Source organism: Luminiphilus syltensis NOR5-1B (genome assembly GCF_000158175.1).
GTDB lineage: Bacteria > Pseudomonadota > Gammaproteobacteria > Pseudomonadales > Halieaceae > Luminiphilus > Luminiphilus syltensis.
Genome location: NZ_DS999411.1, coordinates 833,695 through 849,425 on the forward strand (window position 1 = coordinate 833,695; position 15,731 = coordinate 849,425).

Genomic DNA, 15,731 nt, shown 5'->3' on the forward strand with positions numbered 1-15,731 from the left:
CTTCTGCCTTTAGCCGGGACAGGAACAGCAATGGGGAATGCCGTGGATAATTATGACGCCATCATTATTGGTGCCGGTCACAACGGCCTGACGTGCGCAGGCTACCTCGCACGCTCGGGATTGAAAACGCTCGTGCTTGAACGATGCCCCCAGGTCGGCGGTGCCACCCTCACAGAAGAATTTCATCCCGGCTTTCGCAATTCGGTGTTTTCCTACCTGGTAAGCCTGCTGGATCGCTCCGTGATCAAGGATCTCGAGCTCAACCGACACGGCCTTACCTTGCTGCACCGACCCGGCGGCGCGTTATCGATTCTAGAAAACGATCATATGTACCTGCCACGGGATACCGCGCGAGCGCAGGAGGTCATCAGCCGATTCTCAAAAGCCGATGCCGAGGCCTATCCCGAGTTCGAGTCCATGCTTGGGGATATGGGCACACTGGTACGCGGTGTCGCCAAAACCATACCGCCCAACTTTGGTGGTGGGCTCTCGGATATCTGGCGTCTGCTGGAAACCGCCAATGGATTCAGAAAATTAAGTACCCAGCGACAAATCGAACTCAGCGAGTTGATGACGATGTCGATTGGCGACGTGCTCGATCGCTGGTTTGAAAGCGACCCGATCAAAGGCATGTATGGCTTTGAGGGCATTATTGGCAACTACGCCCATCCTTGGACGCCGGGCACGGCCTACGTGCTTCTGCATCATGTCTTTGGCGAGGTGGATGGCCGCACCGGTGCCTGGGCATATGCAAAGGGTGGCATGGGCGCCATCGCCGATTCGCTGGCCAACTCAGCGCAGGCCGCGGGCGTGACTATCCTGACCGACGCCGCGGTCAAAGAAGTGGTCATCAGCAACAACAAAGCCACGGGCGTAGTACTCGAAGACGGCCGGGAGTTCAGCGCCCGCGCGGTGGCCGCCAACGCTCACCCCCAGGTGTTGTTCGGCCAGCTCATCGACCCCGCTCTGGCGCCCGAACATTTTCGGACCCGCATTGAGTCATACCGCAGCGAATCCGCAACCTTCCGCATGAACGTCGCTTTGAGCGAGCTGCCCCGATTCGATTCCCTACAACACGACCAGACCGGCCTCGTCGCGATGCAGAACACCATCGATATCTGCCCTTCCCTCGATTACATCAATACGGCCTACGAGGACGCCAAACGCGGTGGCTGGGCGCGCAAGCCCGTTGTCTCGATGTGCGTACCGACCTTACTCGATGACTCTCTCGCACCAGAGGGCTGCCATGTAATGAGTCTGTTTTGTCAGCACTTCCGGCGTGAATTACCGGACGGGGAAGGTTGGGACACAGTCAAGGAAACTGTGGCCGACGGGATCATCGATACCGTCGCCGCGTATGCACCCAATTTCAAATCGGCGATTGTCGGGCGTCAGATTAATTCACCCCTCGATATCGAGCGCAAACTCAATATGGTGGGGGGCGATATTTTCCACGGCAAGCTGTCGCTGGACCAAATTTTTTCCCTGCGGCCGGTCGGTGGCTACGCGGATCACCGTATGCCCATGAAGGGGCTTTACCTGTGTGGTTCGGGCGCCCATCCCGGCGGCGGTGTTTCCGGTATTCCTGGAAAAAATGCGGCCTCGGTGATCATCAGGGATTTTCGCAAGCGGTGATCGAAAACGGGTATTGCCAACCATTGCCGCCAATCCACCGGGTCAATTGACTACTCGGCGTCACTTCCCACCGAGCATATAAATGACGGCAGCGCGCGACAGGGCGCTGTCACTGCCAGCTAGCCGCCAAAAGCCCTTCCAATCTACGTATACTGCCTGACGAAAGCCATTCGATGCACTCACTCGACACCGGAATTATGCCCACACAGTCCTATGACACACCCGCCGGCGCACGTCGCGAAAAAGCACTGATGATTGTGCTGATGGTGGCCATGGTGGGCGTGATAGGACTGCTCAGCGCGCTGGGCTGGTATGCCTGGCGCCAGTCGATCGGCGCCGAGGAGGCACGGCTCGGTGCATTGGCCGAACGATTGGGACAACGAGCAGAAACCGTGCTCACCGATGCCCGAACGCTGCTGGAAATGCTCAATAACAGCACGGTTGCTCGTTGTAGTGACAAACACATCCGGACGATGCAGGAAGAGGCCATTGCACGGCCCTATGTTCGCGCCGTGGGTTCCTGGCGTGCCGCGGAACGTCAGTGCGGGGTGGGGTTTATTCAAGGGAATGCGTTGAAGCCACCCAAGGCCAGTAAGATTTATCCCAACGGTGTCGTCGCGTGGTGGCCCGGTCCCGATACCGCCTTGGGTAATGTGGAGCTGTTTATTATGCGGCTGGGTGAGCATGATCTCGCCATCGATACCCGCTTAGTGCTCGATCAAAGGCTCTCGGGTGAGCAGCGCGCCGGGCTGTGGGTTGATGGACTGTTACTCGCCAACTCGCCACCCGATGCCGTCTTACCCGAGCCGACAACTCTCTCCCGCGGACTCAACATCGCGCCCGAAAGCAACACCATTGTTGCTCGCTTCTCACTCGATACTATTTTCCCCATGGACGTGGTCGCGGTGCAGTCCTCGGGACATTTTTTTTCGCGCTATGCAAAGACCCTGGCAGCGGCCGGCGTACTGGGTCTGCTGCTCATGGGGTTGTGGTTCCTCTTTGTGAAACACCTGTCGAAGCGGCACCTGAGTCTCACGGCAGAGCTGCGCAGCGCCATTGATCACGACGGTATCGATGCGGTTTACCAGCCTATCGTCGATCTCAACACCGGTCGCTGCGTCGGCGCCGAGATCCTGGCTCGCTGGGAGCGATCCGATGGAGAGATGATCAGACCCGACCTGTTTGTGGCGATCGCGGAGCAACAGGGCATTATCGGCGGCATCACCCACAACGTATTCCGTCGGGCGATCGGTGATCTCGGTAAGTTACTGCGCAAGCAGTCCGATCTGCGTATCAACCTCAATCTGTCGCCGCTGGACCTCGAGGATAACGCCATTGCAGATCTGCTGGAGACCGAGCTACGCAAAGCGCGCCTGCCCGCCGCTACGTTTAAACTCGAAATTACCGAACGCGGATTAATCGATAGCGAGGAAGCCAGAGCACTGATCAGTGCGCTGCGACAACGTGGCCATCAAATCGCCATCGATGACTTTGGCACCGGGTACTCCAGCCTGTCCTATTTGGAAAGTTTCGAACTCGACACCCTCAAACTCGACAAGGCGTTTGTGGATGCCATTGAGACCCGAGCGGTAACCAGTTCGGTTATTCCCCACGTCATCGAGATGGCCCGCTCCCTTGAGTTGGACATGGTTGCCGAAGGCATTGAATCCGAGCATCAGGCCCAGTGGTTGAGAGAACAGGGGGTTCAAATGGGTCAAGGCTACCTGTACAGCAAACCCCTCAGCGCCGCCGACTTCAAGGCCTATCTCAAAACGAGCGGGTAACGATTTCAGTCTTATCAAACGACACATTTGCCGTAAGATAGGCACCACTGCCTTCACTGGATTTCGCTTTGCCACGTTCCCCTTCGCATCCTGATTTTATCGCCCAAGTGGCTCTCACATTCGTCTTAGTGCTCAGCCTTGGGGCTTGTTCATCGCTGAGATTACCGGAGGGCATGCAGGGTATTTTTTCGCAGGCGGGTATTCGGGTCATCGAAAGCGATAGCGAACTGACCGCGGTTCGCCGTAAGACGGCTGCGAAACATTCCCCTGTCGATACGGATTCGATCGGCTACTACCTCGATGTCCAAACCGCACGCCTGCAGGCTTTGGCGCGTGAGGGCGTCAGTGTGGAGCGACGGGATGACCACTTGCTCATTGTGATGCCCGGTACCGCCTCCTTTGCCAGCGATAGTGCTCTGCTCAAGTCCAACATGCTTGGTTTACTTGACGATCTATCCACCGTTTTGCAGGAATTCAACAAAAGCCTGATCTTTATTGGCGGTCACAGCGACAGCCTCGGTGACTCCGGTTACAACCTGTACCTGTCGCGACAGCGCGCGTTGGCGGTGGGAACGCATCTTTCAAAAGTGGGCATAGATTCCTGGCGACTCGTCGTGCGGGGCTTTGGCGACGCCAAACCGATCGCGACCAATGATACGGAGTCGGGCCGGGCCGGTAATCGTCGCATCGAGTTAACGGTCTGGCCACTGGTGGCCGAAGATGTGGCGGTTACCCAGCCATCCAATGTTGCGACCCAAATCGCCATGAAGTAGTTTCAAACCCGGCACTCGCGTGCCGATAGCAATAAGAGAAGCCCATGACAAAGCCATCGATACCTACCGTCAACCTCTCTGATCCGGAACACATCGAGTGCCCCTACACGCTGTATCGACGCCTGCATGAGGGTGGGTCTGTCGCTGCCGATGATGCTATTGGCAAGGTTGTGGCAGGCTACGATGACCTTGCTGCACTTGCACGAAATACCCAAACGTTCTCGTCCAGTATCAGTGAAGATGGCCATGGGCCGCGACACATGGGTGTCGGTAGTGATCCCGTTCAGGATGATGTTGAGGAAATACTGTCCCACGCCCACCCCATTGTTAACGCGCTGTTTACCGCCGACCCCCCCGCCCATACCCGTCATCGCAAACTCATCAGTAAAGCGCTGAGCCCGCGGAGCGTGCGTCGACTCGAACCCGAGATTCGCCAGATCACCGATGACCTTATCGATAAATTCATCGATAAAGGTAAGCTCGATCTATTACCCGACTTCGCGGTACCGCTCCCGGTGACTGTGATTGCCGATATTCTCGGGGTAGACCGCGCTGATATCTGGACCTTCAAGAACTGGGGTGACCTGATGATCTCCGGCAACATCGACGTGCTGAGTCACGATCGACGGCGGGAAGTGGCCCATGCCGTGGTAGAACTGCACAACTACTTCGTGCCGCGCATTGAGGAGCGTCGAACCCACCCCACCGATGACCTGCTGAGCGTCATGGTTAATACTGAACTCGACGGCGAAAAACCGCTAAGTACCGAAGAGCTGCTACCGATCATTGACCAGATCCTGCTCGCCGGACACGAAACCACCACCAACCTGATCGGTAATGCATTGGTCGTTTTGCTGAACGACACGGCTCTGATGCAACGGCTGCAGGAAAACCCCGGAGATATTCCGGCGATGGTCGAAGAAGCGCTGCGCTGGGACCCTCCGATCCAATGCACGTTCCGGCGCGCTACTGAATCGACCTCGGTCGGTGATCTTCCCATCGAGCAAGGCGAGATGGTGGTCCCTCTATGGGCAGGCGCCAACTGGGACGGCAATGTCTTCCCCAGCCCGGAGACCTTCGATATCGATCGACCAATGGCCAAACCCCACATGGGTTTCGGCTTTGGTCCTCACTTTTGCGCCGGAGCGGAGCTCGCCCGCCTGGAGGCCAAGATCGCCTTTGAGGTGTTACTCAGCCGATTGACCAACCTACGGCTGGACGACGCCGCGAGCGACTTGTCTCACCTACCCAGCTTCGCGTCCCGGGGTTACAAAAGAATTGTCATCGACTTTGACAGGCGATGAACCGATCTGGCACAGCGAAGGGTTAAGTGCGCTGCGCGCAAGGCTTAGTGATCGCAACGCCTCATAGCAATTCGGTCAGCTCGGAAATATTCTCCAGCGTATCCAGGCGATCGATCACCTGCTCAATTTTCGCCGCGCGATCAGCATCAACAGCGTAGGCCGCGAGACGATGAAAAGTCTCACGAACTTCGCTCTCGGTAATGGGATTACCCGGTTCGCCTTTGGGCTCATCCACCGCGCCGGTTAATTCTTCGCCGTTCTTGAGAACAATCGTTACCGAGTTGAGTGATTTGCCATCATCCAGCCAGGCCGCGTCGGCGTGCTCATCGAACGCTACCTCCACCCGTTTTGTAAGCGCTCGCGCAACCGGATTCGCCATGGTTTCATCGGAGCACCATTCGGGTCCCGGTGGTATTTGCATGATGATCATCGATACGCACCACTCGGTTGAAAACTGGGCGTCTACCGGACCCACCGGTGACGTGTCCGACAATCGTTTAGTAATCCATTCACCACCACTGACAACGACTTTTTCAACATCCTCTGGACCAATGCTACGATCGCCGATCGCGACCTGAACCGCATCGCATACACCAAAGATCAGGTAACAGGCAGAATAAGCCTTGTAGGCCGTTGTGAGCACGTCCCAGCGCTCACCCAATCCATCGGTCATCTTCTCCGACTCCATCTTGTCGGCGCCGTGCATGAGGTGCCAGCCCTCCTCGCTGTCGAAAATACTCAGCTCCTGCTGCATGGTGAGATCAAGGGAGGCCGCAGTAGCGCCGGTAACACCCACCATGGCACTCCAACCCCAGGCCATTTTCACCTCGCGCATGGGCCGGGTGCCTGGTCCCAGGTAAGTCCAGGCTGAGGGCACTACCGAGTAAACCCCGGTAATCCCCAGCGCGCTGTACATCTGGTCGGCACTGAGATTCAGTAATCGGCCAACCACAGGCGCGGACGTAAATGATTGATTACCCAGACCCCACACATCCTTGAAACGTTCCACAGACGGTTGCGCTGCAAGCGCGATGCGTCCTCCCACTTCATACCCGAGCACCAATGCCGTGAGAAAATCTTTCCCCGATCGATTATGGGCGCTACCCACCGCCAGCCCTGACGTCACCGCTGCGTTCCCGGGATGAATTAACGCCCAATGCAGTGTGTCGTCATAATCCAGCGCCGTGGCATAGCCGCTGTTGACGTAGGTCGCGGCGGGACAGCTGAGGGTGATGTCAGAGGCAATCACGCGGGCATCGCTGCTCCCGCCTCCCATGGCCTGACCGAGCTTTAAATACTTCGCACCCAGACTGGTCGCCGATCCCGCAAACGCCTTTCCTACAATATTGAGGGTGAGTAACTTAAGCCGATCCACCACCTCTGGTGGCAGGTCCTTGAACTGAATACCGGCCGCAAATTCGGCAAGGGTTCCCGTGCTATTCATAGTCACCTCTTATCGTGTGTTATGTCGGTGCTGAGTACACTTGTGAGTTATCTCGATCTCACAGAACGCTCGATTCCTGGGCTGCCTGTTTCGGCGTTGTGAACTGAGCCAGCAACCAATAGACAAACATCGCCACCAGCAAGCCTGTGAGCGAAGGCATCATGAAATCGGGGGATACCAGGGTTGACCCTGCACCGAGAAAATAAGCCAGCACCGCGACCCAGCCGGGTGCTGCGGCAGTCGGATCAGAGAAGCGCGACACATCCATGCGTTGGCATAAATAGAACTTCGCCAGCACGGGCCCGACCAGTGGTGGCACGATATTGGCCAGCAAGCTAATAAACGATTCGAAGTAGGCGTATACCCCGAAGGCCAGCAGCGTTCCAAAGAGACCCAGCACCAGCGTCATAACCCGTGGCGATCGCTGCGAAACCACTGCGGACTGTATTACCGGGAAGTACAGATTGGCGTTTCCAGAGGTCCAGAGCGCCAGGGTCATGGCGATAATACCCATTGCACCAAACAATGCGCCTTGCTGCTTGAGAAACACGGTGAAGTCATAACTTTGCATGACGATGGTGCTTACCGCTCCGAGAATCTGCATAAACCATTGCGCAAGCATGAGAGCGACAAAGGGGAAGGCCAATGCCACCCAGGTGCGCTTGGCGAAACGCGTGTATTCGGACATCACCACGGCACCCACGATCCAGGAGCCAACGACCAGACTGAGCCCTTCGAGGTTGGTAATCGAGCCATCCGACGCGGCATCTGCGGCAGCGGAAAATTCACCCCAGCCACCGGCATCAGCGATCTGGCCGAAAAGGCTGTAAACACCCGTGACCAACAGCGCGACGGCCGCTGGCACGCTAATCTTTTCGATCCCCTTAATACCAAAATAAGTGCTGAAGGTGATCAGCAGGCCCGCAGCGGATGCCGCCAGTAGATACAGTGTCCCCGCGTTCTCATTCGTCCAGGTATAACCGATCGCACCGGCAACAACGGCGTGCCATCCGGAAGCCATCAAAACAATCATAACCACCGGCAGCCAGGCGCCAAGCCGACCATAGGTCAACTGGAACATCAGGCCACTATTTAGCGCCGTTTTATAGCCGACATAACCCACGCCACAACCGATAGCGAGGCTGGTTAAATTGCCGAAAAAGGTAATCCAAAGAAACGAGGCGGTATCGGTTTTCGTGATCAGGTTGCCACCAACAATCATTCCCGTGGCGAGAAAGCCCCAACAAAAGGCCGTAATCAGCAGCGGTAACGCGTTTTGCTTGTGCTCTGGCGAAACCGGTGACAGCGGATCATCAGGGTCTGAAACCGCCGCCTGGGCCTGATTGAGTACCTGTACCTGATCTTCACTCATCGTGATTACATCCTCTCAGAATTCGCGCCATAAGCTTGATGATTCGCCAAGCGACCTTTTGATCGCAGAACCTGTCAATCGTAAAACGTTTCCCAAAGTAAAACCTGCGCGCCGGATAAGAATTCGGCTTCACGGCACCGCGGGCATCCACGATCCCGAAGCGTCAACGGTCTCAACCTTGAGCCTGCACCACACCATGCTTCATAGCCTTTTTCAAGACAGGCGTAACAAAAGCGTTAGCCCAGGCCACTGGCAACATACTGGCTCAGTGCATAAAAAAACCAATCACCATCCTGGTATCAGAAATCATGCATCGAGTCCGAAAGGGCATCGAGAGCCCGACATAGGCTCATGACACTAGCCACAATAAATCCCTATTGCGCGGAAAACCCACCATCGATGACGTATTCGGCACCGGTCACGTAACCCGCCTCGTCCGACGCCAAAAAGACGGCCAGAGCTGCGATTTCTTCGGGCATGCCGAACCGGCCAACCGGCGTTAATGCTGTCCATTGGCGCTTGGCCTCGGGATCGGAGAAAAGACCTGCGACCATAGGCGTTTCCGTCACACCGGGAACAATGGTATTCGCCCTGATGTTGTCGCCGCCACATTGGGTGGCGACGTTCTTCATCAGGCTGATAACCCCGGCTTTTGCAGCGCCATAAGCCGTATTACCCAAACCCAGGATCCCACCCGTGGAAGACGTACTGATAATCGAGCCGCCACCGCTTTCCCTCATCGCCCGCACCGCATATTTAGTGCAGAGAAAAGTACCGGTGAGATCGATGGCGATCACCTCGTCCCAGATGGCTTCATCCAAATCAGCGAGGGCGCCATCCTCTGCCGGCCAGAATACCGCCGCGTTGTTGTAGAGCACATCCAGCTTGCCATGCTTTGCAACCGTCGAATCAATAAGCGCCCGAACATCGGCAGCGACGGTGATATCGGTCCTGAAAAAGCTGATCTCTGCGTCACTGCTGGCAAGTTGCCCGACAACGCGGTCTCCTTTTTCCTGGTCTCGCGCCGCGATGACCACTTTGGCACCTTCCTCGAGGAACCGACGGGTTGACGCCAAGCCAATACCTTCCGTACCTCCGGTAATAATCGCTACTTTATTTTTAAGTCGCATCGCTCACCTCGGTTAACTACGGATCAGTGAAAAGTCATCAGCGCAAATGACTAACTTCTGCTAGCGTCAGCTCCCGCATCAGCTGATTGGTGGAAACTCCTGAAGGAGCTTTGATACCGAGGATAGTCGCGCCAGACTATCAACCGTCAAAATCCTGATTACTTGAGGAAGGTGCAGAAATCGTCGATTTCAGCGCGACCCATATTGATGTCGTACGCTGAAGACTCCTCATCCGAGTAACCAATCGACATACCAAATAACAATTTCAGGTTGTCACCCACGCCGGTCTTCTCGCGAATCAACTGTGAGTGGAAACCCAGCGCGGTTTGCGGGCAGGAGCCAACGCCAAGACTTTCCAGCGCCAGCATGAAGGTTTGGGCAAACATACCTACATCGATCGCCTCGCGCAGCGAGTACTTGGGGTCGATAAAAAACAAGGCAACATTCGGTGCATCAAAAAACCGAAAATTTCTCATATAAATCTCGTTACGGCCTTCATCGTCGAGCCGGTCGATACCGAAACACTCTTGAAGTTTCTGCAGATGGTCGGCCTGGCGAGCCTCGTAAACACCGGAATAATCGCCTTCAAACGGAAAATCCAGGGTGAAGTCTGCTCGCGCACCCGCCTCACTGACGGCCTGGCGTAAGTCTTCACAGGCGTCCCCCTCGCAAAGCACCACATGCCATGGCTGGATGTTGTAATTGGAGGGTGCCTTACCCGCCAGGGCCAGCGCCTCCCTCAACACCTCCAGCGGTACCGCCTGCTTTTTAAACGCACGCACGCAATGGCGCGACTGCACAACATCTTCGAAATACTGTTTACCCATAGTTCAACAACACCTGATTAACCAGAAAATTTAATGCCAAACCTATGGCATTGCCTGACACCTCACCGAAGTTCGACCTTTATCCGCTGGTCAACTTGATCAGCTCGGCCACATCGCTCTCCAACTCCAGTTCCAATACTCTCTTCTCTGCCTCGGAAATAACAGCCTCACTCAACCGCGTTGAGGCGAGCAATCTGAACTTTCCGATAATCTCGTTTCTTCCGTACTCGGGTTTGTCGTCGGGAAAGATGATCACCCGCTCATGGCAGTCACCGTTATTCATCGTGATCGCAACACGTTGCTTAAGCCGCTGCTCGTCGGAAAATAAAACATCGGCCTCGGGATCCGACTGGACCTCGGTAACACTGAGCAGTCGCCTTAACTCAGGATTATTGATGGTGTCTTCCGAGTAAAGGTCTGGAGTTAGCGGCAGACGCATAATCGTCGAGCAGACGGTGTAGGGAATAGAAAACATGGCGTCTACTTCGCGCCTTGGGTCGGTATCACCGATCGACGCGGACCAGAAGGTTTGAATCTCTACCGAGGCAACATCCTCGGGCGTTATCGAGTGCCCATCAACCAGCTCCACCGTCGCCCAGTAGGCGGGATGATTAAAGCCAATCGATGGATGAATCTTGTACTCGGTATCGGGTGTCATCCAGTGCGACCCGAGTCCTTCCACCATCCGGTCGAAATCGCAGCGATCGCTGCCCGCCATCACCCAGAAACCCTGTTCACCGTCCAGGATACCTTTACCCCCGGCAAACCCTTTTTTGGCAGAAAGCGCGGCCATAACACCCGCCATACACATCCAACCCCAACCCATTTTGACTTCCCGCATGGGCCGGGTCTCGGAAACCATGCCAAAATATTTATGTACCGAAGGTACGGTGCTGTAGGTGCCGGCAATACCCATTGCGACTTCCATTTCTTCAGCGCTTAGGCCCAGAATTTTTCCGGCGGTCACCGCCGCACCGATCGGCGTGTACTGTTCTCCCCAGACCTCAGCAGATCGCTCTGCCGACGGCTGCATCGCGATACCAATACGGCCACCCACCTCATAGCCCACGGCCATTGCCGTAATAAAATCCTTGCCCGTAATATTTTTGGGTTCGCCAACGGCGCAGGCGGCCGCAAAACAGATGTAGCCCGGGTGGTAGATGTAATAAAGCATATCTTCGTAATCGAGGGCGAATCCCAGACTGCCGTTCGCGTAGGCTGCAAAAGGTACCGACACCTTCGTACCGTCACCGATGATTGAGGAAGACTCGGGCGCAACACCCAGTTCCTTGGCAAGCTCTACGTGCAGGCCACCGTTACGCGTCTCAAGACCACCAAGACAGGTACCGAGAATATTGAGCGTGCCGCACTTAATGGTTTCGACAACATCATCCGGCAGGCTTTCGTAAGTTATGTCCACCGCAAATTTCGCCAAATCGCTTGTCACACCCATGGTCTGGACCGCCTTTCAAAAAATAAGAGTGTTGTTATGCCTGTCTGCGGCCCTGGACGCAAATCCAGATAGCATCTTGACGGTGTTTTGGTCGTTATAGCGGCCTGACACGAAAACTATTTTCAAAGTAGTAGACGAGCAGCGGCCACGGCGGATTACCGCGAAAGGTCGGGCCTACAAACACTAGGGATTCGGATAGTCTTATCGATCGCAGCGACGATCACCGATTTTTCGGCATACCCAGCATCGCCGCGTCGCGAATCTTGACGACCGTGATCGCGACATCGGATACATCCTCGATCAACTCACCAAACCTCACCACGCAGGTCTCGTAGTTGAGCACCGCAGGAAGAACCGGCACCCGTGCCGATTGCGCAATTCTGGCAAAACCCAACTTGAAGTCAGAGACGGCTCCGCGCGTACCCTCAGGGGTAATACCCAAAATCAGCTGCGAACGACGGGCAAACTCGGTACTCATGTGTTGTACGAGCCCATTGGCGGCGCTTCTATCGACAGGCATGCCACCCAGGGCTGAAAGGACACGACCCAGCGGAAACCAGAACAATGACCGTTTCATCATGAACGCGGATTGCAATCCCAGACCCCAGAGCACCGCAATGGTGACGATAAAATCCATGTTGGAGGTATGGGGTACGAGCGCGACGACCATTTTCGAGCGGTTGGGAACCTCGCCCTCTATCCGCCAACCCAACAACCGGAAAACCCCGCGTCCGATAAACCGGGTCAGCGGATTACGGGTTCGAGGCAGCGCCTCACCCAGCGTCTGCCATTTCACGATGTGTCATACCTCTATGAAGTCACGGGCATTAAAGCACGAAACGGGGTCGCCGATGCCGCATGGGCAGATAGGCGCTACGCAAGGTTAATTGGCTTCTCGCAGGGCGCGTAACTTCAGCTCCCAGGCAGCGTGGTCATCGGGACCCGCGGGGCCAATGCTGTCCTCCGCGGAGTCGAGCAACTCGCTGGGATCGTAAACCGTTCCGGATTTGATCACCCAGCGGATATCCCGCGCACGTTTGATGTCCGCGAGCGGGTCTCCTTTCGCCACAAAAAGATCGGCGAGCTTGCCCACCTCGATCGACCCCACCCGGTCGTCTATGCCCAGCGCACGTGCACCGTTAATCGTGGCGGCTTTTAGAATGGCGGCATTCGGGATGCCGGCATAAGACATGGCCAGCAGCTCGCGATGGTAGGCAAACCCGGGTAGCAGACTGGTATAAACCGGCTCATCAGTACCAATAATAAGCAGGTCCTCGCCGCCAGCATCGTAGAGCGCTTTTACCTCCCGAACGCGCTGTGCGTATTCTTCAGCGTCGGATTCGGGTGGCGGTTCGCCACGCTTTTCAAGTAGCTCGCGCGCATAAGGCGTGAAATACCTCGCCTCATCCGCCCAGATCATTTCCGGGTACTTTCTGCGCTCCAGAATACCGCCATACATTTGTAGATTGGCATCGTAATAAACCTGATGAGTGAGCATCATCTCAATCATTTGCGGCATTTCCGCACTGCGCTCGCCACCACTACCCAACGTCAACTGGTGTTCAACACGATCAAGCCCCATCAGGATTGCATCGCGCAACTCGACGTCGTACTCCACCTCATAATTGGCGAGGTGGGCCGCCGTGGTCATGCGGTGTCGTTTCGCCTGATCAATCAACACCGCCATCTCTCCCGGAGACGCCTGTTTGATCTTGATACTGATGACGCCCTGCTCGGCCCAATAATCGACCTCGCTACGGATTTCAGCGTCGGTGATGTCGTTGGGCCAGCCGATGCATTCGTCCTCATGGACACCCACATTGTATTCACACCGAAAAGAGCCAAAATACGGTCCGGAGGCGAACAGGCGCGGCCCGATGGCCTCCCCCGCATCAATACGATCACGCTGCGCAATAACGCGCTCTGGATAGTATTCACCGGCCGACCATGTCGCGGTCACGCCGTTGGCCAACAACACCGTAGCGTTGTTCGCGACCTCTTCTACGCGTCCTTTATCGACGAGGTCGAGGTTGTAGTGGGCATGCAAATCGATCATGCCCGGAATCAGCGTGTCATCGTCTTCCAGTTCAAGGACCATGGCATTACTGACCGAGCCACCGACGCTATTCACCGATACAAATCTGCCGTCCCGAATCGAGATTCCCGGGTTCGCGCGGCGTGCGCCTAATTGGCTGTCAAATAGCCAGCCACCGCGGATAACGAGATCGGCGCGATTACTCGCCTCCCATTGGGCCCACGCAGGTAGCGATACACCCGCCAGTGTGGCGAGCAAAATACACATGACTCTGGTGACTATTTTATTCACTGACTGATCCTATCTGCTGAAAACACCACGCCCAGACGCAGAGACATCCCGGCGAAGGCAGCTATGAGTTTGCCACAGCGTGAAGGTTTCGTCGGCAGGTCGTCGCCTTGATTTCATGGGTACACAGCGTAACCTTATCATCAATATCCCTTGTGCAGAGACGACTGGAATGATGTGGACGCCGCAAGCGCTTCGAGGCCTGGCACTGGGCTGTTTTACTATTTTCCCAGCAGCCGTCGCCGTCCCATCGGCGGCCGCGAGCCAACATCCGAACATCGTACTGGTGCTCATGGACAACTTTGGCTGGGGTGAGGTTGGCGCCTATGGCGGTGGTGCGCTGCGGGGTGCACCGACACCCCATATCTACAGCCTTGCAGAAGAAGGGCTCAGGCTCACCAATTTCAACGTCGAGCCGGAATGCACCCCCTCGCGCTCATCATTAATGACGGGGCGTTATGCCGCACGAACCCGCCTGCGCACCGATGGGACCTATCGCAGTGTCTGGTACGGCATCACCAAATGGGAAGTCACAATCGCGGAAATGCTCACCGAAACCGAGTATGCAACGGGCTGGTTTGGCAAGTGGCATCTGGGTGATACCGAGGGTCGCTACCCTACCGGCCAGGGGTTCGACGAATGGTATGGCATTCCTCGTTCGTCGGATCGTGCCTTCTGGCCAGATAGCACGCAGTATGACGGTGAAGGCTTTCCAGGGGCACGCTTCAACTATGTCATGGAGTCGACCCGGGGCGAGAAACCCAAAGAGCTCGCAGTTTATGATCGGGCCAAGCGCCGCCTGATTGATCGCGAGATAACCGACAAAACCATCGATTTTATCCAACGCAAGGCCGCCGCCAAGAAACCTTTTTTTACCCTGGTTTCCTACACCCAAACCCACGAACCGGTGGAGCCACATCCGGATTATCGCGGCCGTACGGGGCATGGCGACTTTGCAGATGTCCTGGCGCAAACCGATGATTATGTCGGCGACCTGCTCGACACCATTGATGCGCTCGATATCGCGGAAGATACGCTGTTTATATTTACGGCTGACAACGGTCGCGAGGGGATACCCGGCTCCTGGGGGTTCACCGGGCCCTGGCGGGGCGGCATGTTTTCCCCCTGGGAAGGCTCACTGCGGGTTCCCTTTCTGATTCGCTGGCCTGGAAAGATACCGTCTGGAACCGTATCCAATGATATCGTGCATCTGGTCGACTTGATGCCAACCTTCGCCGCCGCCACCCACAGCGAACTCCCTGATGATCGAATCCTGGATGGTTTAGACCAGCTGCCCTTTTTTCTTGGCGAGACCGAAAACTCTCCGAGGGAATCGGTGATGGTCTACGTGGGCAACGAACTCTTTGGCGCCAAATGGCGTAACTGGAAAATTCTTTTCAAGGACATGGACACTGATAGCTACGCGATTCGTGATCTCGCGTACCCATCCATTTACAATCTGATCGTCGACCCCAAGGAGGAAGTCCCCGAGGGCAATTACCTACCGGATACCTGGGTTGATGCACCGCTGTATCAAGTGGTGGAAGACTTTGAGGCCTCACTGGAGGCCGATACCGGCGCTCCCGACGACTGACTCACCGCGCTCTACGCTGTCTTGCAAACGGCATACCAGCACCTCGGACTCCCCATCACCCCATTCACATGCTGCGCTGTGCCAAGGCGCCG

General features: G+C 56.1%; 12 protein-coding genes. 5 read left to right on the forward strand and 7 right to left on the reverse strand.

The window, feature by feature from the left end; all coding sequences use genetic code 11:
• Positions 1 to 42: 42 nt before the first annotated feature.
• The 4 genes from NOR51B_RS03730 (at position 43) to NOR51B_RS03745 (ending at position 5,496) form a co-directional block, all read left to right on the forward strand.
• Positions 43 to 1,635, forward strand: a complete 1,593-nt coding sequence (locus NOR51B_RS03730) for a phytoene desaturase family protein (RefSeq protein WP_230198393.1) — start codon at positions 43 to 45, stop codon at positions 1,633 to 1,635.
• A gap of 173 nt (positions 1,636 to 1,808) precedes the next feature.
• Entirely contained in the window at positions 1,809 to 3,419 is a 1,611-nt protein-coding gene (locus NOR51B_RS03735; RefSeq protein ID WP_230198394.1) for an EAL domain-containing protein, read from the forward strand.
• A 173-nt stretch (positions 3,420 to 3,592) separates the two neighbouring features.
• Positions 3,593 to 4,192, forward strand: coding sequence for an OmpA family protein (locus NOR51B_RS03740; protein ID WP_009020774.1), 600 nt, complete (start codon positions 3,593 to 3,595; stop codon positions 4,190 to 4,192).
• Positions 4,193 to 4,236: 44 nt separating this feature from the next.
• Positions 4,237 to 5,496 carry a cytochrome P450 gene (locus NOR51B_RS03745; RefSeq protein ID WP_009019845.1) on the forward strand — a complete coding sequence of 420 codons (1,260 nt, stop codon included), beginning with the start codon at positions 4,237 to 4,239 and terminating at the stop codon, positions 5,494 to 5,496.
• 61 nt (positions 5,497 to 5,557) lie between these two features.
• On the opposite strand, the gene NOR51B_RS03750 is transcribed toward NOR51B_RS03745, so the two are convergent.
• From NOR51B_RS03750 to NOR51B_RS03780, 7 genes are all read right to left on the reverse strand, one after another.
• Positions 5,558 to 6,940 (reverse strand): MmgE/PrpD family protein, encoded by a 1,383-nt coding sequence (locus NOR51B_RS03750; RefSeq protein ID WP_009019478.1) that lies wholly within the window; start codon positions 6,938 to 6,940, stop codon positions 5,558 to 5,560.
• Positions 6,941 to 6,998: 58 nt separating this feature from the next.
• A complete protein-coding gene (locus NOR51B_RS03755; protein ID WP_009021000.1) occupies positions 6,999 to 8,312 on the reverse strand; it encodes an SLC5/6 family protein in 1,314 nt (437 codons plus the stop codon).
• 374 nt (positions 8,313 to 8,686) lie between these two features.
• Positions 8,687 to 9,442, reverse strand: a complete 756-nt coding sequence (locus tag NOR51B_RS03760) for an SDR family NAD(P)-dependent oxidoreductase (protein ID WP_009021043.1) — start codon at positions 9,440 to 9,442, stop codon at positions 8,687 to 8,689.
• Positions 9,443 to 9,600: 158 nt separating this feature from the next.
• Positions 9,601 to 10,269 (reverse strand): nitroreductase, encoded by a 669-nt coding sequence (locus NOR51B_RS03765; RefSeq protein ID WP_009020717.1) that lies wholly within the window; start codon positions 10,267 to 10,269, stop codon positions 9,601 to 9,603.
• A 79-nt stretch (positions 10,270 to 10,348) separates the two neighbouring features.
• On the reverse strand, positions 10,349 to 11,722 hold the full coding sequence (locus tag NOR51B_RS03770; RefSeq protein WP_009019855.1) for an MmgE/PrpD family protein: 1,374 nt from the start codon (positions 11,720 to 11,722) through the stop codon (positions 10,349 to 10,351).
• Positions 11,723 to 11,942: 220 nt separating this feature from the next.
• Positions 11,943 to 12,518, reverse strand: coding sequence for a 1-acyl-sn-glycerol-3-phosphate acyltransferase (locus NOR51B_RS03775; protein WP_009019441.1), 576 nt, complete (start codon positions 12,516 to 12,518; stop codon positions 11,943 to 11,945).
• Positions 12,519 to 12,605: 87 nt separating this feature from the next.
• Positions 12,606 to 14,048, reverse strand: coding sequence for an amidohydrolase family protein (locus NOR51B_RS03780; RefSeq protein WP_230198395.1), 1,443 nt, complete (start codon positions 14,046 to 14,048; stop codon positions 12,606 to 12,608).
• A 79-nt stretch (positions 14,049 to 14,127) separates the two neighbouring features.
• On the opposite strand from NOR51B_RS03780, the gene NOR51B_RS03785 reads away from it, so the two are divergent.
• On the forward strand, positions 14,128 to 15,639 hold the full coding sequence (locus tag NOR51B_RS03785) for a sulfatase-like hydrolase/transferase (RefSeq protein WP_230198396.1): 1,512 nt from the start codon (positions 14,128 to 14,130) through the stop codon (positions 15,637 to 15,639).
• Positions 15,640 to 15,731: the final 92 nt, after the last annotated feature.

Bases quoted from the DNA above. Each gene is read 5' to 3' on its own strand.
- NOR51B_RS03735 (WP_230198394.1), top strand. From the start codon at position 1,809: ATGCACTCACTCGACACCGGAATTATGCCCACACAGTCCTATGACACA.
- NOR51B_RS03740 (WP_009020774.1), top strand. From the start codon at position 3,593: ATGCAGGGTATTTTTTCGCAGGCGGGTATTCGGGTCATCGAAAGCGAT.
- NOR51B_RS03745 (WP_009019845.1), top strand. From the start codon at position 4,237: ATGACAAAGCCATCGATACCTACCGTCAACCTCTCTGATCCGGAACAC.
- NOR51B_RS03750 (WP_009019478.1), bottom strand. From the start codon at position 6,940: ATGAATAGCACGGGAACCCTTGCCGAATTTGCGGCCGGTATTCAGTTC.
- NOR51B_RS03755 (WP_009021000.1), bottom strand. From the start codon at position 8,312: ATGAGTGAAGATCAGGTACAGGTACTCAATCAGGCCCAGGCGGCGGTT.
- NOR51B_RS03760 (WP_009021043.1), bottom strand. From the start codon at position 9,442: ATGCGACTTAAAAATAAAGTAGCGATTATTACCGGAGGTACGGAAGGT.
- NOR51B_RS03765 (WP_009020717.1), bottom strand. From the start codon at position 10,269: ATGGGTAAACAGTATTTCGAAGATGTTGTGCAGTCGCGCCATTGCGTG.
- NOR51B_RS03770 (WP_009019855.1), bottom strand. From the start codon at position 11,722: ATGGGTGTGACAAGCGATTTGGCGAAATTTGCGGTGGACATAACTTAC.